The organism is Agreia sp. Leaf244, from assembly GCF_001422695.1.
Classification (GTDB): Bacteria; Actinomycetota; Actinomycetes; order Actinomycetales; family Microbacteriaceae; genus Agreia.
The window spans coordinates 514,794-532,298 of the sequence record NZ_LMLX01000005.1 but is presented as its reverse complement, the minus strand read 5'-3'; the positions used below and the strand labels follow the sequence as shown (position 1 = coordinate 532,298).

At 67.6% G+C, this 17,505-nt stretch carries 19 protein-coding genes; 5 read left to right on the top strand and 14 right to left on the bottom strand.

Going from position 1 to position 17,505, the window contains the following annotated elements:
* Positions 1–12: 12 nt before the first annotated feature.
* The gene (locus ASF06_RS16780) at positions 13–483 is read right to left on the bottom strand and encodes an NUDIX hydrolase (RefSeq protein WP_055949583.1); all 471 of its coding nucleotides are present in this window, start codon (positions 481–483) and stop codon (positions 13–15) included.
* 22 nt (positions 484–505) lie between these two features.
* Positions 506–1,246: an SDR family oxidoreductase gene (locus tag ASF06_RS16775; RefSeq protein ID WP_055949580.1), complete on the bottom strand. Its 741-nt coding sequence runs from the start codon at positions 1,244–1,246 to the stop codon at positions 506–508.
* Positions 1,247–1,384: 138 nt separating this feature from the next.
* Here ASF06_RS16775 and ASF06_RS16770 point away from each other — a divergent pair, with 138 nt between their 5' ends.
* From ASF06_RS16770 to ASF06_RS16755, 4 genes are all read left to right on the top strand, one after another.
* Complete coding sequence (locus ASF06_RS16770; protein ID WP_055949577.1) at positions 1,385–1,858, top strand: NfeD family protein; 474 nt, start codon at positions 1,385–1,387, stop codon at positions 1,856–1,858.
* A gap of 29 nt (positions 1,859–1,887) precedes the next feature.
* Positions 1,888–2,775 (top strand): SPFH domain-containing protein, encoded by an 888-nt coding sequence (locus tag ASF06_RS16765; protein ID WP_441004920.1) that lies wholly within the window; start codon positions 1,888–1,890, stop codon positions 2,773–2,775.
* Complete coding sequence (locus ASF06_RS16760) at positions 2,750–3,556, top strand: glycerophosphodiester phosphodiesterase family protein (protein WP_055949570.1); 807 nt, start codon at positions 2,750–2,752, stop codon at positions 3,554–3,556. The genes ASF06_RS16765 and ASF06_RS16760 overlap by 26 nt, the downstream gene beginning before the upstream one ends.
* Positions 3,557–3,660: 104 nt before the next feature.
* On the top strand, positions 3,661–4,023 hold the full coding sequence (locus ASF06_RS16755) for an RNA polymerase-binding protein RbpA (RefSeq protein ID WP_055928551.1): 363 nt from the start codon (positions 3,661–3,663) through the stop codon (positions 4,021–4,023).
* Positions 4,024–4,080: 57 nt separating this feature from the next.
* On the opposite strand, the gene lnt is transcribed toward ASF06_RS16755, so the two are convergent.
* The 10 genes from lnt to ASF06_RS16705 are packed head-to-tail and all read right to left on the bottom strand — an operon-like array spanning position 4,081 to position 14,308.
* Positions 4,081–5,625: an apolipoprotein N-acyltransferase gene (lnt, locus tag ASF06_RS16750; RefSeq protein ID WP_055949567.1), complete on the bottom strand. Its 1,545-nt coding sequence runs from the start codon at positions 5,623–5,625 to the stop codon at positions 4,081–4,083.
* Positions 5,626–5,627: 2 nt separating this feature from the next.
* Positions 5,628–8,084, bottom strand: coding sequence for a DEAD/DEAH box helicase (locus ASF06_RS16745; RefSeq protein WP_055949564.1), 2,457 nt, complete (start codon positions 8,082–8,084; stop codon positions 5,628–5,630).
* Positions 8,084–8,836: a twin-arginine translocase subunit TatC gene (tatC, locus tag ASF06_RS16740; RefSeq protein WP_055949562.1), complete on the bottom strand. Its 753-nt coding sequence runs from the start codon at positions 8,834–8,836 to the stop codon at positions 8,084–8,086. Before tatC ends, ASF06_RS16745 begins: the two co-directional genes overlap by 1 nt.
* Positions 8,837–8,883: 47 nt before the next feature.
* Entirely contained in the window at positions 8,884–9,144 is a 261-nt protein-coding gene (gene tatA, locus ASF06_RS16735; protein ID WP_055949559.1) for a Sec-independent protein translocase subunit TatA, read from the bottom strand.
* Positions 9,134–9,478 carry a hypothetical protein gene (locus ASF06_RS16730; RefSeq protein ID WP_055949556.1) on the bottom strand — a complete coding sequence of 115 codons (345 nt, stop codon included), beginning with the start codon at positions 9,476–9,478 and terminating at the stop codon, positions 9,134–9,136. The genes tatA and ASF06_RS16730 overlap by 11 nt, the downstream gene beginning before the upstream one ends.
* Positions 9,479–9,487: 9 nt before the next feature.
* Positions 9,488–10,507: a helix-turn-helix transcriptional regulator gene (locus ASF06_RS16725; RefSeq protein WP_055949552.1), complete on the bottom strand. Its 1,020-nt coding sequence runs from the start codon at positions 10,505–10,507 to the stop codon at positions 9,488–9,490.
* Complete coding sequence (locus tag ASF06_RS16720; protein WP_055949549.1) at positions 10,504–11,544, bottom strand: helix-turn-helix transcriptional regulator; 1,041 nt, start codon at positions 11,542–11,544, stop codon at positions 10,504–10,506. Before ASF06_RS16720 ends, ASF06_RS16725 begins: the two co-directional genes overlap by 4 nt.
* Positions 11,545–11,594: 50 nt before the next feature.
* Complete coding sequence (locus ASF06_RS16715; protein WP_055949545.1) at positions 11,595–12,545, bottom strand: FKBP-type peptidyl-prolyl cis-trans isomerase; 951 nt, start codon at positions 12,543–12,545, stop codon at positions 11,595–11,597.
* Positions 12,546–12,587: 42 nt separating this feature from the next.
* On the bottom strand, positions 12,588–13,601 hold the full coding sequence (locus tag ASF06_RS16710) for a tRNA (adenine-N1)-methyltransferase (protein ID WP_055949542.1): 1,014 nt from the start codon (positions 13,599–13,601) through the stop codon (positions 12,588–12,590).
* Positions 13,602–13,603: 2 nt separating this feature from the next.
* Positions 13,604–14,308, bottom strand: coding sequence for an HAD family hydrolase (locus ASF06_RS16705; protein ID WP_055949539.1), 705 nt, complete (start codon positions 14,306–14,308; stop codon positions 13,604–13,606).
* A 92-nt stretch (positions 14,309–14,400) separates the two neighbouring features.
* On the opposite strand from ASF06_RS16705, the gene ASF06_RS16700 reads away from it, so the two are divergent.
* Positions 14,401–15,321, top strand: a complete 921-nt coding sequence (locus ASF06_RS16700; protein WP_055928586.1) for a proteasome assembly chaperone family protein — start codon at positions 14,401–14,403, stop codon at positions 15,319–15,321.
* Here ASF06_RS16700 and mshC read toward each other — a convergent pair.
* Complete coding sequence (gene mshC, locus ASF06_RS16695; RefSeq protein WP_055949537.1) at positions 15,318–16,592, bottom strand: cysteine--1-D-myo-inosityl 2-amino-2-deoxy-alpha-D-glucopyranoside ligase; 1,275 nt, start codon at positions 16,590–16,592, stop codon at positions 15,318–15,320. The two genes, ASF06_RS16700 and mshC, sit on opposite strands and share 4 nt — an antisense overlap.
* Before the next feature lie 26 nt (positions 16,593–16,618).
* Positions 16,619–17,473 carry an undecaprenyl-diphosphate phosphatase gene (locus ASF06_RS16690; protein ID WP_055928592.1) on the bottom strand — a complete coding sequence of 285 codons (855 nt, stop codon included), beginning with the start codon at positions 17,471–17,473 and terminating at the stop codon, positions 16,619–16,621.
* Positions 17,474–17,505: the final 32 nt, after the last annotated feature.

The following is a 17,505-nucleotide window of genomic DNA, read 5'->3' as shown; positions in this document are numbered from 1 at the left end:
CTCGTCGAACAGTCAGCAGGATGCGATCTGGCCGCCGAGGAGACGCGCGAGGTTCTCGGGTTCGACCGGGTCGGCGGTCGTCTCGAGCTCGCGCAGGCTCCACCACCGCTCGTCGATGATGTCGACCTTCTCCTCGGGCGTCCAGTTCGCCCGATCGATCTCGAATCGCCGGGTGCGAAGGGAATACCACACCTCGTGGTGCGCGGCCCAGACGCCGGGAGCCCGCTCGGCCACGAAGTCGCGGGTCGTGAACGGTGCTCCCGGATCGTCGATGGCGAGGCCGGTCTCCTCGTAGAGTTCGCGAATGGCGGCGGTGCGATGGTCCTCGCCGGGCTCGAGGTGCCCGCCGGTCGTCAGCCATCGAGCCGGATAGCCGTCGACGTCGTGGCGGGTCAGCATGAGCAGCACGTGATCGTACTGATCGACGAGCAGAACTCGCGACTTCGCATAGACGACGTCGGTGGTCGTGGCGTGCGCGCTCATGCCGGCCTGTCGGTCTTCGAACTCAGTCGACGGGAGCGAAGTCGCTGATGTCGCCGACGTAACGCGTGTGGTTAGAGGGAATCGGCTCGACGGCGGCGAGGGCAACCTCGGCGGCGAACTCCCCCACGTTGTACAGGCGACCGGCCGACTCCTTGCGAGAACTGATCGCGCCGGGATTCGCCCGCTCGAGGAGGGTGGCGGTGATCGTTCCCTCGATCATGTCCCCCGAGACGACGACGAAGTCGATGCCCTTCTCGTCGAGCTCGGGAATGAGTGCGCGGAGCGCGTCCTCGCCGGCGCGCTTCGACAGGGCCACCGGCACGTATTCCGGCATGGTCTCTGTCGTGTGGATGAAGTGCGCCTGGTGGCTGGTGACGAAGACGACTCGTGAACCCGGGGCCAGGAGCGGCACGGCGCTCGTGAGTACGTTGAGCTGGGCGTCGCGGTTGAGGGTCATGGCGTAGTCGGCAGCCATGCCGCCCTCCATGCCGCCCGAGGCGTTCAGCACGAGAACGTCGAGCCCGCCGAACTCCGACTGGATGCGTTCGAACAGCTGGGCGACCGAGGCGGGGTCGGTGAGGTCGGCTCCGACCGTGATGGCCTCTCCCCCGGACTCTGCGATCTTCGCGGCCAGCTTGAGGGCTCGCGCCTCTTTGTTGCGGAAGTTGATGGCGACCCGAGCGCCGGCTGCGGCGAAGTACGACACGGTGTCGGCGCCGATTCCGCGCGACGAGCCGGTGACGAGCACGCGTTTCGCGGCCATGGATTCGGGTTGCAGGGGGTTTGTTGACACTCTCGGTGCTCCTTTGACTCTGGCTCCCGAGACTACCAAGTCAGGGTCATGCTCTCAGGCGTTGCTGGTAGTTTTGAGGAATACATCGACGAGAGGAGTCGTGTACAGATGGTCGAGTTTCTGGCGTCCTACGCGTGGACGATCTGGCTGGCCCTGGTGCTGGTCTTTCTCATCGTCGAGATGTTCAGTCTCGAGTTCACGTTCCTCATGATCGCCCTGGGCAGCGTCGGCGGTCTCGTCTCCAGCCTCGTCGGGGTCCCCTGGTTCTTCCAGATCCTTATCGCTGCTGCGATCTCCCTCCTGCTCATCTTCACCATCCGCCCGCCGCTGCTCAGGGCCCTTCGGCGCGGCGGCGACCCCACGAAGAGCAATGTGGATGCGCTCATCGGGCTCGAGGGCATCGTGACGACGCGGCTCACGGAGGGCGGCGGTCACGTCAAGCTCTCCAACGGAGACATCTGGACGGCGCGGGTCTCCCCCATCACCGACGCGGCGGACGTCGACCTCGGCCAGAGGGTGCTCGTCACTGCCATCGATGGGGCAACGGCGTTCGTCGTCCCCGCAGAAAGGACAGCGCTGTGACCGGTTCGGATTCCTCACTCGTCGGACAGATCGTGGTGATCGCAATCATCGTGGTGATCGTCATCTTCGTCCTGGTGATTCTCGCTCGCTCGATCCGCATCATTCCTCAGGCCACGGCCGGAGTCGTGGAGCGTCTCGGCGCATATCACAAGACCCTCGAGCCGGGCCTTCGGGTGCTCGTCCCCTTCATCGACCGGCTCCGTCCCCTCATCGACCTGCGCGAACAGGTCGTCTCGTTCCCGCCGCAGCCCGTGATCACCGAGGACAACCTCGTCGTGTCGATCGACACGGTGGTGTTCTTCCAGGTGACCGACGCTCGCGCCGCCACCTACGAGATCGCCAACTATCTCGGCGCGGTCGAGCAACTTGCAACCACCACATTGCGCAACGTCGTCGGTGGCCTCAACCTCGAACAGGCGCTCACCAGCCGCGACGAGATCAATGGACAGCTGCGCATCGTGCTCGACGAGGCCACGGGAAAGTGGGGCATCCGCGTCGGGCGGGTCGAGCTGAAGGCGATCGATCCTCCCCTCTCGATCCAGGATTCGATGGAGAAGCAGATGCGCGCCGAGCGTGAGCGTCGGGCCGTGATCCTCACCGCCGAGGGCACGAAGCAGTCCGCGATCCTCGAGGCCGAAGGGCATCGACAGGGCGAGATCCTGCGTGCCGAGGGCGATGCCCAGGCGGCCGTGCTGCGCGCGAAGGGCGAGGCCGAGGCCATCACCACGGTGTTCGGGGCGATCCATCAGGGTGAGCCCGACCAGCTGCTCCTCGCCTACCAATACCTGCAGACCCTTCCGAAACTCGCCGAGGGTTCGGCGAACAAACTCTGGATCATCCCGAGCGAACTCACCGAGGCGCTCAAGGGAATCGGGCAGGCATTCGGCGACCGTGGCCCGACGACGCCGACCAGCTGACCGCGGCGAGTGGTTCTCGCCGCCCGCTCCGCGGGTGCTGGCGCATCGCGGACTCGCCCTCGACGTGCCGGAGAACACGCTCGCGTCGTTCGACGCCGCGCTGCGTCGAGGTGCGATCTACCTCGAGACGGACGTGCACGCATCCCTCGACGGGATAGCGATGATCGCGCACGATCCGAGCCTGCTTCGAGTCGCCGGCATCGACGCCGAGGTCGCAGATATGACAACCGATGAGTTGCAGAAGGTCGACCTGGGCGACGGCCATCGCATGCCGACCCTCGTCGACGCCCTCAGAGCCTTTCCGCAGGCGCGGTTCAACATCGACGTGAAGTCGCAGCGCGCAGGAGTCGCGATCGCGCGCGCCGTGATCGAGGCCGGCGCCACCGATCGCGTGCTCGTGACGTCGTTCTCCGCCGCCCGCCGGGCCGCGGCAGTCGGTCTCCTGCCGGGCGTCGCGAACTCGGCCAGCGCCCCTCGATTCGTCGCCATCCTCGCCCTGGCCAAGCTCGGCATCCTCGGACTCGCGCCCTGGGCGATCGGCGGTGTCGACGCCGTTCAGGTCCCCCCAAGACGCGGCCGGCTCTCGATCGCGACGCCGCGCGTCGTGCGGGCACTCCACCGCCGCGGCGTCGAGATGCACGTGTGGACCGTCAACGACCCCGACGAGATGCGACGCCTTCTCGAGCTGGGCGTCGACGGCATCGTGACGGACAGGTGCGATCTCGCACTCGACGTCGCCCGAAGCATGGCCGCAGATCGCTCGGCTCTGCCGCCAGCCTGACCCTGCAGACTCTCTGGGAGAGTTCTGGTAAAGCTCCGGCTGGGAAGAATTACCCCTGTTCTGGGGTTTATAACGGTGTAAGCAACGCGAGAAAGGACCACACAATGGCGGATCGCAGCTTGCGCGGCATGAGACTCGGAGGCCAAAGCCTCCAGACCGAAGAAGGCGTCGTCTTCTCCCCGCGCTTGACCCACACGTATCACTGTTCCTCCTGCGGAAAAGACACCGACATGGTGTTCTCCGCAGAGGCCGAGGCTCCCGACACCTGGGAGTGCAAGTACTGCAGCATGGAAGCCACACGCATGGTCGGGTCGGAGCCCGTCGTCGTCGAACACGCGGAGTCCAAGACGCCGCGCAGCCACTGGGACATGCTGCTCGAGCGTCGCACCCGCGCAGAGCTCGAAGAGCTCCTCGAGGAGCGGCTCAGCTACCTTCGGGCCCGTCGTGGCCAGAAGGTCAACGCCTAGTCCTCAGCACGGCACGATTCAGCGCCCCGGTCAGCAACAGCTGACACGGGGCGCTTGTCAGTTGAGCCGGCGTCGGACCGCGGCAGTGGTCAGGGAGAGCACCAGTCCCGCGAGTCCCAGCCCCGACACGAGGAGTTCGATGCCCGCGCCCAGGAGGGTCGCCGGGCTCGTCTGTGTCGCGAGCGGAACGTCCGCGATGATCGATCCGGCCTCGTAGGGGGCGATGGATGCGATGGTCGAGCCGTCGGGAGCGATGATCGCGCTGGTGCCCACCGTGGAGATGTTCACGACGCTGCGCCCGGTCTCGACGGCACGGAGCCGGGCGATGGCCAACTGCTGCAGGTTCTCGTCGGTCTTGCCGAAGTCGGCGTTGTTCGTCTGGGCCAGGATGACCTGGGCCCCGTCGCCCATCATCTCCCGGGCGACAGCGTCGTCGGTGATGTCGAAGCAGATGGAGATTCCCGCGATCACGCCGTTGATGTCGAAGACGGTGTCGGTGGTTCCCTTCGAGTAGTCGCGCGTCACGAGGTCGACCAGGTCGGGAACGATCGCTCGGAAGATCGCTCGGGCGGGCATGTATTCGGCGAACGGAACGGGGTGGCGCTTGTCGTAGTGGTCGACCGACCCGCTGCCGGCCTTCCAGAGCAGCGAGGTGTTGAAGTAGGCGTTCTCCGACGGGTTGGTGATCGTGCCCACGATGAACGGCGCGTTCATGGCCTCGCTCAGGTAGTCGAGCTGGTTGGCCGCCAACTGCGATCGTGCGGGGTCGAGGTCGGAGCCGTTCTCGGGCCACACGACCATGTCGACCTTCTGATCGATGATCTTCAGGGTCTCGGCGGTCTGGTCGCTCAGCACGTCGCCTGCGGCCCGCCCGGAGAACAGCGACGCGTCGGTGTTGCCCTGCACTGCGGCGATGCGCGACGTGCCCTCTGTCGGCGCGTACCAAGCCGGCACCGCGAGCGTGGCGACGATGGCGACGGCGGCCCACAGCGCTCGAGTTCTTGCGAGGACGCCGGGTGTGCGGGCGAGTTCGATGAGGAACGCGACGAGCCAGACCATCACGAAAGAGAGCCCGGAGAATCCGATCCAGGCCACGAGCGACGCGTACGGGCTCTCGGACTGGCTGAAGACGACGCGTCCCCACGAGAATCCGCCCTCGGGCCAGACGGCCGTGAGGGCCTCCCTGGCCGTCCAGAGTCCGGCGACCACGACGGGTAGCATCAGAAGCCGGATGCCGGTGCGCGGCCAGGTGATCGAGGCCCGACCGTAGACGACGGCGATCAGGGCCGCACCGATGGCGAAGAAGATCGACTGCAGAATCGCCAGGGCCAGCCATGGGATCGGCCCGAGATACAGCGTGAGCCAGAAGATGTGCACGCCCCAGAAGGAGAAGCCGCCGACGAGGCCGATCAGCAGTGCGCCCCAGAATCGCCGACCTATCAGGGAGACGAGTACGAGCCCGATTCCGAGGAACGTGACCGGCCAGACATCCTTGTCGGGGAAGCCCGTGTCGAGGGCTACTCCCCCGGCCGCCGCCGTCAGGAGGGCGAGCCAGTACGGCATGATCGGGCGGGCGCGCTCGACGGCGCCTTCGACGACCATGCTCACGCCACCGACGAGTAGGCCACGATGCCCCGGCGAATCAGGTCGAGCGCGTCGCGGGCCGTTCGGGCTATCCGCGCATCCGGCTGTCCTTGGAGCTGGTCGAGCAGGTCGATGGTCTGCTTCGTCCAGCGGACGAAGTCTCCCGCCTGCATGTCGGCGTCGACCAGCACGTCGTCGAGTCGGGCGCCGCGGGCCCACTGGTGCATGGCCAGGCTGAGCCCGGTGGAGAGCGGAGCGCCCTCGGGCAGACGGTGCCGCGCCTCGAGCTGCTGAAGCGAATCGAGGATGTGCCGGGTCGACTCGAGCGCCGCCCGGAACGTTCCCCGTGGAAGGAAGCGGTCGGCCCCCTCGTTCTCCTCCCGGCGCGGCTCGTAGACAAGGGTGCAGGCGATGGCGGCGAGTCCGGCCGCGTCGAGGTCTCTCCAGGCCTGTCTGCGCAGGCACTCGGCCACCAGCAGGTCCCGTTCGCCGTAGATGCGCTTCAGCGTTCGTCCCGTCGGCGTCAGGGTCATCTCGCCGTCGCCCTGCTCCGACAGGTACCCGAGCTCGACGAGCACATCGGTGACGCGGTCGAAGACCTTGGAGATGGCTCCGGTCCGTGTGCTGATCTGCTGCGCGAGGCGGTCGGTCTCCTTCTTGAGGCGCCACCACCGCTCCGCCCACCGGGCGTGCTGCTCCCGGTCGGGGCACGAGTGCACGGGGTGTACCTTCAGCCTGCGACGGAGGTCGTTGATCTTCTTGGCCCTGGCGTCCCGATCGGCCCGGGACTGGCTGTCGGCGCGACCGGCTCCCGAGCGCTCGAGGTCGGTGATCTCGCGTCTGAGCGCCGCATACTCCGAGAAATCGCCCCGGTCGCAGGCCATCGAGCGCGCATAGCCGGCGAGCGATTCCTCTTGCGAACGGAGCTTGCGGGCGAGGTCGACGACCGCCCTGTCGGCCTGGAACTGGGCGAACGACGACTCGAGGCTCTCGCGCGTGCGGGCGCGACCGAACTGCTCGATGAGGTTGACGGCCATGTTGTAGGTGGGGCGGAAGCTCGAGTTGAGGGGGTAGCTGCGCCTGGACGCCAGGGAGGCGATAGCCTGCGGGTCCAGCCCCTCCCTCCACTGGATGACGGAGTGGCCCTCCACGTCGATTCCCCGGCGGCCCGCCCGGCCGGTGAGCTGGGTGTACTCCCCCGGCGTGATGGGCACACGCGCCTCGCCGTTGAACTTCTCGAGCTTCTCGAGAACGACGGTGCGCGCCGGCATGTTGATTCCGAGGGCCAGAGTCTCGGTCGCGAAGACGACCTTCACGAGCTTCTTCTGGAACAACTCTTCGACGACTTCCTTGAACGCCGGAAGAAGGCCTGCGTGATGGGCGGCCAGGCCGCGCTGGAGGCCCTCGAGCCACTCCCAGTAGCCGAGCACGGCCAGGTCCTCGTCGAGGATCGTGCGGCAGCGATCCTCCACGATGTCGCGGATCTCGTCGCGCTCGTCGGCCGTGGTGAGCCGGATGCCGGCTCGCAGCACCTGCTTGACGGCCTGATCGCATCCGACCCTCGAGAACACGAAGAAGATCGCCGGTAGCAGATTCTGCCGGTCGAGCATCTCGATGACCTCGGGTCGGTCGGCGCGCTCCTGCGCGGCGCCGCCACGGTGGTACGACCCGCCGCTTCTCCGGTCGCGCGAACCACCCCGCCGATTCGATCCCTGCGGCATCGAGTTGCGGGCGATGCGAAGGAGTTCGGGATTGACCCTGTTCGTCGCGGCCTTGCCTGTGGCGTCGAACAGGTCGATGAGTTTGCTGCGCACCATAACGTGCTGGTCGAGGGGAACTGGCCTCTCTTCCGACACGATCACGGACGTCTCGCCGCGAACCGCCTGCAGCCAGTCGCCGAACTCCTCGGCGTTCGAGACGGTCGCGCTCAGCGACACGAGGCGCACGTCGGAAGACAGGTGGATGATCACCTCTTCCCAGACCGCACCACGGAATCGGTCGGCGAGGTAGTGCACCTCGTCCATCACGACGTAGGCCAGGTCGGTGAGCAGATCGGAATCGGCGTAGATCATGTTGCGCAGCACCTCGGTGGTCATCACCACGATGCGCGCCGACGCGTTGATGTTCGTGTCGCCGGTGAGCAGTCCGACGTTATCCGCGCCGTACTCGGCCGTGAACTCCTGGAACTTCTGGTTGCTCAGAGCCTTGATCGGAGCCGTGTAGAAGACCTTCGCCCTCTTCTGCTGCATCGCCACATAGACGGCGAACTCGGCCACGACCGTCTTGCCGGCTCCGGTGGGCGCAGCGACAAGCACGCTGTCGCCGCCCTCGAGCGCGCCGCAGGCCTCGAGCTGGAAGGTGTCGAGGCCGAAGTTCTTCTGCGCGGCGAAGGCGTCGAGCAGGGGCCGGCCCCCTCTCGCCCGACTGCGCGCGTAGCGTTCGGAGGGCGACAGGGTGGCGGGATCGGATGCGGGCATCAGGCGGCCAATTCGGTTTCGAGGCGACTGGCGGCCCGGGCGACGCGCCAGTCGTGGATCCACGCGACGCCGTAGGCCGCGAAGTAGAGCACGACCATGGGGATCGCGAGGAGGATCATCGCCGTGGGGTCGGCGGCGGGGGTGGCGATGGCCGTGAAGAGTACGATGGCGAGGATCGCGATGCGCCAGGACTTGATGATCGACGAGGCGCTGAGCACTCCGACGAAGTTGAGCAGCACGAGGAACACAGGGAGGACGAACGCGATTCCCACGGCGAGCACCAGCTTGAGCACGAAGTCGTAGTAGCCCCGAGCGGTGATCAGGTTCGTGTCTTCAGACGGCGCGAAGCTCGCAAGGAGTACGACGATGTGGGGCAGCACATACCACCCGGCGACGCAGCCTGCGAGGAACAGGGGAATGGACGCGCCGAGGAAACCCACGCTGTAGAGCTTCTCGCGCCGGGTGAGACCGGGCACGAGGAACGCCCAGATCTGGTAGAGCCAGACGGGTGACGACACGACGAAGCCGATCGTCAACGCGATCTGAACCTTGAGGTCGAACGCCCCGCCGATGTTGTCCCAGTTGATGCTGGCGACCCGGCCCTGCTGCTCGCCGATCTCGGTGATCGGACCGCGGATCGCGTCGAGCACGAGGTCGGAGAGGAACCAGCCTGCGACAGCACCGAGGACGATGCCGATGGCGGCCATGAACAGCCTCTTGCGTAACTCGAGGAGATGCGCGCCGAGAGACATGCGCCCCTCGCGATTGGCACGCCGCTGTGTTCGGGCGGCCACCGTGCCTATGGCTTTGGCTTGGACTCGGGCGAGACGACGCTCGGCGTCTGGTCGGCGACCGGCGCGGCCTGTGCGGAGGAATCGGACGCAGCGGAGCCGGACGGCGACGAGTTCTCGTCTTTCATCGTCTTGACCTCGTTGCGGAAGATGCGCATCGACTGGCCGAGGCTGCGGGCGAGGCCGGGAAGCTTCGGCGCACCGAACAGCAAGACGACGACGACGAGGATGATGAGTAGGTGGGGCCACCCAAATGCATTACCGAGCATCGGTCCGTCCTTCCCAGGCGTGTGGTGCGGTTATCAGTCTACCCCGCGCCAGGCGGGTGTCCCTGCGAAGCTGCCGCATGGTCGCCCGGCGGTCCCGTTCGCGATCCCGACGGTTCGCCACCGTCGAGTACCCGTCGAGAATGGCGTTCGGCGGTGCGTCCGCAGTGAGTTCGTCGACGTTGCGCTGCAGAAGGTCGATCTTGTCGGTCAGTCGTTCCAGTTCCTCGACGACCGCGATCCCCTTGCGGAAGAGACGCCACCCGAAGTACCCGATCGTGCCCACCAGCGCCAGCGCCAGCACGAGCCAGATCACGATCCACGACCACCACTGCATCGTGACAGCCTACGCGTTCGCGATCAAGGGGTGCTCGTCGGGCGCGGCAGGATACGCCGCCCGGGCGTCGACGGCCCACTGTCGCACCGCGCGCCGGGCCTCGGGAGGGTCGACCACGCGGGCGACTCCCGCGAGCCCCGCGACGAGGCGGGTGAGGCCGTGGAAATGCGCGACGCGAACGGATGCCCGGCTCAGCTCCCCGACGCGGGTCACCCGGGTGCCCTCGGGCACGAACTCCCCCAGCAGGCCGAGCGCCTCCGGTCGGAATTCGAGGACGACCGTCGTGTGCTCGCCCGAGGTGTCGAAGAGCGAGTCGCTCAGGGCCACGTCGGACGGCCGGTGCTCGATGGGCAGCCCGGTGACACTCAGGCCGTCGATGCGGTCGAGGCGGAACGTGCGAACGGACTCGCGCGAGTGATCCCAGGCCCGCAGGTACCAGTCGTCGTCGTCGGAGTCGAGGCGCAGCGGGTCGACGCGTCGATGCTCGGACTGGCCCTTCGAGTCCCGGTAGTCGAACTCGAGCTGCATGCCACGCGACAGCGCGTCGCCGATACGGGCGAAGGAGTCGTTCGTGGCCGCCGGCGAGACAATCAGCTGGCTCGGCGTCTCCGATGCGCCCCGGGCCAGCTTGGCGGCCAGGCTCGAATACGCGGCGGAGTCGACGTTCTCGGGCAAGGACTGGAGGTACTGCAGCCCGGCGATGAGCGCCGACGCCTCGCGTGCGGAGAACCGCGGCGAGTCGTCGATGGCGACGAGCTGGGTGATGATGATCTCGTTCTCATCGAAGGCGTCCCAGTCGATGTCGAACAGATCGCCGTGCTGGTAGTTGCTGTCGCTTCCCGGCACGCCGGAGACGGCGATGAGCAGGACCGCCTCACGGATCGTCTGCTGCGAGACTCCGAAGTGCCGCGCGGCGTCGCTCACGCTCACCTGGGTCTGCTGGATCAGGTAGGGAACGAGCGAGAGCAGGAAGGTCAGCTTGTCCTGGGCGTGATGGAAGCCGCCGGGAGTGTTCTGGTCGGCGCTCATACGGCATCCGTCTCGTCTGAGTGGCTCGCGATGATGGCGGCGAGCCGGTCGAGAACGGCCGTGACGAGACCCGTCGGCGAGATGACGACCACCTCGGGCCCGAAGGCGGCGAGGTCGTCGGCCAGTACGGCGAGGTCGGTGTAGTGCAGTGCGATCGTGCCGTTCGGGTTCCGGATGCTGCCCCTCCGCTTGCCGAGACGGGATTCGGCATCGGTGCCGGGCCGCACCGAGACGTGCGCGACATGGGTGCGCCAGATCTCGTCGAGTTCGGCGAGGGCGTCGTCGCCGGCCGTCGCCGAGGCCGTCTGGGGTGATGGCGTGCGCGTGACGACGACGGGACCGACGATCCTCGATAGAAGGAAGGTGCGCGGGGCATCCGCTTTCTGATCGAAGGCCTGGAGATACCACCGACCCTGGTGCTGCACGACCGCCGCCGGCGCGACGAGCCTCTCTCGGGCGTTCAGCTCGCCCGGCTTGAGATAGCTGAAGCGAACGAGCACGGCCTTGTCGAGAGCGTCGGTCAGCGGGCCGAAGGCGGCATCGCGGGTGCGGATGCGCGGCGCATAGCCGATGAGCTGCTTGCTGCCCTCCGTGCCCAGGGACCTCAGTTTGAGCAGGGCCCTGCGGGACTCCCCCGAGAGCGAGCCCTCCCGCCAGACCATGGCAGCCAAGTTCAGCAGCGTGGTCTCCTCCGGTGTGAAGGAGATGTCGGCAGGGAGGTCGTAGTCGCCTTTGGAGATGCGGTAGCGAAGGGCCTGGTTGTTTCCCGGATCGGTCGGCGACTCGAGGGTCTCCAGCGGCACGCCGAGTTCGCGGATGTCGTCCTTGTCGCGTTCGAACTGTCGCTCGAGGCTCGAGTTGTCGCCGCCGGGAACGAACTTCTGCCGGTAGCCCTGCACGGCGCCCAGGATCTCCGCCTTGGTGAGTCCGATCTCCGTGGAGACCAGGGCCAGCACGAGACTGAAGAGCCGCTCCTCCACCGCTACCGCAGCGGCAGAGGCGTCACTCGACGGGATCGATGGGGAGGACTCGGGCACGGACTTCATTTTAGTGCGCCGGCCACCCGCGGCGGCCGAGGCCGAGCCGCTCAGGAGGCCGGGTTGGCGCCGAGGATGTCGACGACATACACGAGCGTCGATCCGGCAGGAGCACCGGTCGTTCCCGTGTCTCCGAAGCCATCGGCCGGGGGCACGACCACGAGTACCTGCGACCCGACCGTCTGGCCGACCAGTGCCTTCAGGAGTCCGGGAACCACGCCGTTCTGGTCCGTCGAGATGTCGGAGGCGCGAATCTGCGTCGCCATGCCGTCTGCCCAGCTGGAGGAGAACACCGACTTGTCGTCCCAGACGACGCCGAGCGACTGGACCACGAGGACATCTCCCTCGGCGACTGTGGCTCCCGAGCCCTTCTTCAGTGTCGTGTACCGGAGGTCGGTGGGAATCGTGCCGGAGGGGATGGTGACGCCGGGGCGGCCGTCGGGGGCCGTGACGACGCTGGGGAAGCCGGCCTCGGCCGGCTCCGTCGCGCCGGTGGCGGCGCCCGGGTACACCGAGGTGATGTCGAAGAGGTAGGCATCGGCCGTGTCACCGGCAGGAGCCTGCGTGGCGTCGGTCGTGGCCTCGGCCGTAGGAATGACGGCGGCGATGCGATCTCCCGCGCGAGCGCAGGCGAGGGCGTCGGTGAATCCGGGAGGGGTGACCTTCTCGTCGAGCGTGATCATGAAGGGGGTCTGCTGGGCCGACGAGGTGTCTGTGCCGGAGGCCAGCACCGCCTTGCCCCAGATCACGTCGCCCACCTGGGCGGCAGGGCCCGAGCCCGCCGTGAGGACCGAGCGCTCGGTCTTCTTCGACACGAGGGGCGTGGCGAAATCGAGGGTCGCCGCCCCGGGGTCGCCCGTGGCGGTGATGGTCTCCGAGGCGGAGCCGGGCTGTGCCAGGGGCGAGCAGTCGCCGTCGGCGAGACCCGATGTGGTCGACGCGCAGGCCGAAAGAGTGGCGAGAAGACCCGCGGACAGAATGAGCGCGAGTGACTTGCGCACGGATCCTCTTTTCACTGGTGGTTGAGCGGACAACAGCTTAGTTTATTCCGGCTCGGAGTCGTCGCCGGGCGCCTCCGGCGCGGTGTCGCCACCGGTCCTCGCGGTGGCCGTCGCCGTCGCCATCCGCACCCGCTTGCGCAGGCTCTTGGGGCTGATTCCGCGTTCGCCGAGGGCGCCCGGGGTCCAGGCCTCGACGTCGTCGTCGGAGTATTCGGATTTGGATGCGCGTCGCTTCAGCTCGGGAAGCTCGGCGCCGGGCGCGAGCCGACGCGCGGTGACCAGGAATCCCGTGTGGCCGATCATGCGGTGATCGGGCCGCACGGCGAGGCCTTCGACGTGCCATGAGCGGATCATCGTCTCCGACGGCTGGGGGTCGGTGAACGAGCCGGTGCTTCGAATGGTCTCGACCACGCGGGAGAGCTGCGTGACCGTCGCGACGTAGCAGAGCACGACGCCGCCGGGCTTCAGTGCGTCGGTGACGGCCGGGATGCACTCCCACGGGGCGAGCATGTCGAGGACGACCCGGTCGACGGAGTGGTTCTCGTGCTTCTCCGGCAGAGCCTCGCTCAGGTCGCCGAGTGTGATGCTCCAGTTCTCGGGAGCCGAGCCGGAGAACGCGGTCACGTTCGCCATCGCGACATCGGCGAACTCCTCGCGCCGCTCGAACGACGACAGCGTGCCCTCCGGCCCGATCGCGCGCAGCAGCCAGAGCGAGAGCGCCCCGCTGCCCACACCGGCCTCGACGACGGTGGCGCCCGGGAAGATGTCGGCCTGGCCGAGGATCTGGGCCGCATCCTTCGGATAGATGATGGCGGCGCCGCGGGGCATCGACATCACGAAATCGGTGAGAAGCGGTCGGAGCACGAGGTACTCGACGCCCACCGTGTTCGCGACGACCGACCCGTCGGGCCGGCCGATGATCGCGTCGTGGTCGATGGCGCCGCGATGGGTGTGGAATTCCGCGCCCGCCGTCAGGGTGATGGAGTTCAGCTTGCCCTTGGGGCCGGTGAGCTGTACGCGCTCGCCGACGCGGAACGGTCCGGAGAAGGAGTTCATGGTCACTGGTGTCGACTTCCGGTCGTGGGATGGATGAGGGGCGATCGACGGTGTTCGGCCAGCGCGACCGCGACGTCGTCGACGGTGCGGCCCTCGAGCGTGGCCCACAGCACACTGGCCGCGCTGTCATCGAGCGGGAGGATATGGGGAACGCCGATGGTGACCGCTCCGGAGGCAGCCGCGCTGGCGACGCCGGGGACGGAGTCCTCGATGGCCACGCAGTCCTCGATCGGCACTCCGAGGAGACGGGCGGCCTCAAGGTACGCCTCGGGATGGGGCTTGCTGTTCTCGACACTGTCACCCGACACCACGACGTCGAAGGCGTCGAACGGGATGAACGACCTGACGTGCTCCGCCATCACACCGAGCGACATGGTCACCAGGGCGCACGGCACATCGTGCTCGCGAAGGGCCGACAGCAGTTCCCGGGCTCCGGGTCGCCAGGGCACCGAGATGCTGATGCGCGTCATGACCTCGGCCGTCAGGTGGTCGACGATCGCGTCGGTTGTCATGTCGACGCCGTGCCGCTGCAGGATCTGCGCCGACCGCTCCAGGCCCGATCCCACGAGGGTCAGGGCGTCCTCGTGCGTCCACGTGCCGCCGAAGCGGGCGACGAGAGCGGTCTCCGAGTCCATCCAGTAGGGCTCTGTATCGACAATGGTTCCGTCCATGTCCCAGAGAACGGCGGCGGGGAGGCGTGTCTTCACGTCGAAGGAGTCTACGGGTCGCGGGCCCCGTCGGAATCGACGGCCTATCCTTGACAGACGATCTCGCAACGACGAAAAGGGTTCTCGACACGGTGACACAGGGCAACGAATTCCTCAAAGGGCGACTTCTCGTCGTCGCATTCGAGGGCTGGAACGATGCAGGAGAGGCCGCGACGGGTGCGGTCCAGCTTCTGCGCGAGCAGCTCGACGTCGTGACGCTCGCCGGCGTCGACGCCGAGGAGTACTTCGACTTCCAGTTCAACAGGCCGGTCGTGTCTCAAGACGATGAGGGCACCCGTGCCCTGATCTGGCCGAGTGCGACCCTCTATGGGCCGGCCAGCACCGACGTCGACAACATCCCCCTCGCCGCCGATGCCGAGCTCAGGGTCGGATCGGACAACACGGGCAACGTCTTCCTGCTCGTGGGCGCGGAGCCGTCGCGCAACTGGAAGAAGTTCACTGTCGAGGTGCTCGACGCCGCGATGACGGCCGGGGTCTCCGGCATCGTCCTCCTCGGAGCGATGCTCGCCGACGTTCCGCACACCCGGCCGATCTCGATCACGGCGACGAGCGAGAACGCGTCTGTCCGCACTCAGCTCGGCATCGAGAGGTCCACATACGAGGGGCCCGTCGGCATCCTGAGCGTGATCGCCGATGCCGCCGAAGCTCTGGGCATAGCGACGGTCTCCATCTGGGCATCCGTTCCGCATTATGTGCACAACGCGCCGTCGCCCAAGGCGACCCTGGCCCTGATCGACAAGCTCGAAGAACTGGTCGACGTGGTCATCCCCCGGGGCGACCTGGTCGACGAGGCCTCCGCGTGGGAGTCGGGCATCGACGCGCTCGCGGGCGAGGACGACGAGATGGCCTCGTACATCCAGCAGCTCGAGCAGGCCCGAGACACCGTCGACTCGCCCGAGGCGAGCGGAGAGGCCATCGCGCAGGAGTTCGAGAAGTACCTGCGCAAACGGGGCGACGGCAGACCCGACGAACCCTGGCGCCCCAAGGACTAGGTGGTCGGGCGCGTCAGATCGATGCCCAGCAGGGCGTCGATCGTCTGCGCGACGAGGCCGTTCGTCGCATGACCGCCGGCCGTCCAGCGGTCCATCGCAGCGAGGGCGGCCGGGGTGTCGAGGTCTGACGAGAGAACGGTGCGCAGCTCGTCGAGCAGGGCGACCTCGTCGTCGTGGGGTGCGGATGCCGTCGGTCGCGCCACCGCGTCGCGCCAGCGCTCGAGCCGGGTGATGGCCTCGGCGAGGCCCTGATCCGTCCACTCCCAGTCGTCGCGGTAGTGGTGGGCGAGCACGGCGAGGCGCACCGCGGAGGGGTCGACACCGGCTGCGCGCAGCGCCGAGACGAGCACGAGGTTGCCGAGCGACTTGCTCATCTTCTCGCCTTGGTAGGCCACCATTCCGGCGTGGGCGTGCACGTCGGCGAAGCGTTGACCGGTCAGTGCCGTGGCGTGGGCCGCCGAGAACTCATGGTGCGGGAAGACGAGGTCGCTGCCGCCGCCCTGCACGCTGAAGTGCGGGCCGAGGGAGTCGAGCGCGATCACCGAGCACTCGATGTGCCACCCTGGGCGCCCCTCGCCGACCGGGCTCGGCCAGGAGGGCTCGCCGACGCGCGCCGCGCGCCACAGCAGGGGGTCGAGACGATTGCGCTTTCCGGCCCTGTCGGGATCTCCCCCGCGTTCCGCGAAGAACTCGGCCATCGCGGCCGCGTCGAGACGGCTCTCCAGCCCGAGGTGCCACTCCGTGCGCTCCGCAGCCGCATCGATGTCGAAGTAGATGTCCCGGCTGCCGGCATCCCTGGCATCGGGCGTGTCGACCTCGTAGCCGAAGCCGGCGTCGACGAGCCGGCGCACGGCATCCGCTACCGGGGCGACGGCCTCGGTGACGGCGACGTAGTCGCGGGGCGGCAGGACACGGAGCGCGGCCATATCCGTGCGGAAGAGGTCGACCTGGGACTGAGCGAGCTCACGCCAGTCCACGCCGGTCGCGGTCGCCCGCTCGAGCAGCGGGTCGTCGACGTCGGTGATGTTCTGCACGTAGTCGACGTCGAGCCCCGCGTCGATCCAGAGTCGCTGGAGGCCGTCGAACGCCAGGTAGGTCGACGCGTGGCCAAGGTGCGTGGCGTCGTAGGGGGTGATGCCGCACACGTAGAGACCGACGCGGCCGTCGACGACCGCCGCCTCGACGAGCGATCCCGTCGAGTCGTCGAAGACCCGGGGAACGGGACCCCGTCCGGGAAGTGGGGGGACGACGGGCCTGCTCCAGGAATGCACTGGAAAAGACTACCGTCGCGCGAGGGTCAGGCCTGCATCGCTCCGGTGCCGAGCAGCACGATGAGGATCACGCCGAGCGCGATGCGATAGACGACGAAGGGAAGGAAGCTGCGCCTCGAGATGTAGCTCATGAAGAAGGCGATGACGACGAGGCCCACGACGAAGGCGATGATGGTGGCCACCAGGGTCTCGAGCGGGCCGAAGACCTCGGGCGTGCACGTGGCGGTGGCGACGGTGCAGGTCTCCTTGACCGACTTGTAGACCTGATAGAGACCGCTGCCGAAGACGGCCGGGATGGCGAGCAGGAAGGAGTAGCGGGCGGCGGCGGCTCGCTCGTAGCCCATGAACAGCCCCGCCGTGATGGTGCCGCCGGAGCGGGAGACTCCGGGGATCAGTGCGAGGGCCTGGGCGAATCCGAAGACGGTGGCGTGCGGCACGGTCAGCTGGTCGAGGCGCCTCTTCTTCGCTCCCACGTAGTCGGCGACTCCCAGCAGGATTCCAAAGACGATGAGCGTGCCCGCCACGATCCAGAGGGAGCGCAGGGTGCTCTCGATCGCGTCCTGGAAGATCAGGCCGAGCACCACGATCGGCACGCTGCCGAGAATGATGAACCAGCCGAGCTTCGCGTCGGGATCGGAGCGGGGCACCCGGCCGATGATCGAGCGGAACCACGTGGAGACGATGCGCGAGATGTCGCGCCAGAAGTAGATGACGACGGCCGTCTCTGTTCCGAGCTGCGTGATCGCCGTGAAGGCGGCACCCGGGTCGTCGCCCGTGCCCAGGAGGCGGCCGACGATGAGTAGATGCGCACTCGACGAGATCGGCAGGAACTCGGTGAGTCCCTGAACGAGGCCGAGGATGACGGCGTTGAGGAAGTCCACGAACTCTCCAAAGGAAATGATGCGACGTAGTC

Excerpts from the sequence above, each read along its gene's own strand:
- ASF06_RS16780 (WP_055949583.1), bottom strand. The coding sequence starts at position 483 with ATGAGCGCGCACGCCACGACCACCGACGTCGTCTATGCGAAGTCGCGA.
- ASF06_RS16775 (WP_055949580.1), bottom strand. The coding sequence starts at position 1,246 with ATGGCCGCGAAACGCGTGCTCGTCACCGGCTCGTCGCGCGGAATCGGC.
- ASF06_RS16770 (WP_055949577.1), top strand. The coding sequence starts at position 1,385 with ATGGTCGAGTTTCTGGCGTCCTACGCGTGGACGATCTGGCTGGCCCTG.
- ASF06_RS16755 (WP_055928551.1), top strand. The coding sequence starts at position 3,661 with ATGGCGGATCGCAGCTTGCGCGGCATGAGACTCGGAGGCCAAAGCCTC.
- lnt (WP_055949567.1), bottom strand. The coding sequence starts at position 5,625 with ATGGTCGTCGAAGGCGCCGTCGAGCGCGCCCGCCCGATCATGCCGTAC.
- ASF06_RS16745 (WP_055949564.1), bottom strand. The coding sequence starts at position 8,084 with ATGCCCGCATCCGATCCCGCCACCCTGTCGCCCTCCGAACGCTACGCG.
- tatC (WP_055949562.1), bottom strand. The coding sequence starts at position 8,836 with ATGTCTCTCGGCGCGCATCTCCTCGAGTTACGCAAGAGGCTGTTCATG.
- tatA (WP_055949559.1), bottom strand. The coding sequence starts at position 9,144 with ATGCTCGGTAATGCATTTGGGTGGCCCCACCTACTCATCATCCTCGTC.
- ASF06_RS16730 (WP_055949556.1), bottom strand. The coding sequence starts at position 9,478 with ATGCAGTGGTGGTCGTGGATCGTGATCTGGCTCGTGCTGGCGCTGGCG.
- ASF06_RS16725 (WP_055949552.1), bottom strand. The coding sequence starts at position 10,507 with ATGAGCGCCGACCAGAACACTCCCGGCGGCTTCCATCACGCCCAGGAC.
- ASF06_RS16710 (WP_055949542.1), bottom strand. The coding sequence starts at position 13,601 with ATGAACTCCTTCTCCGGACCGTTCCGCGTCGGCGAGCGCGTACAGCTC.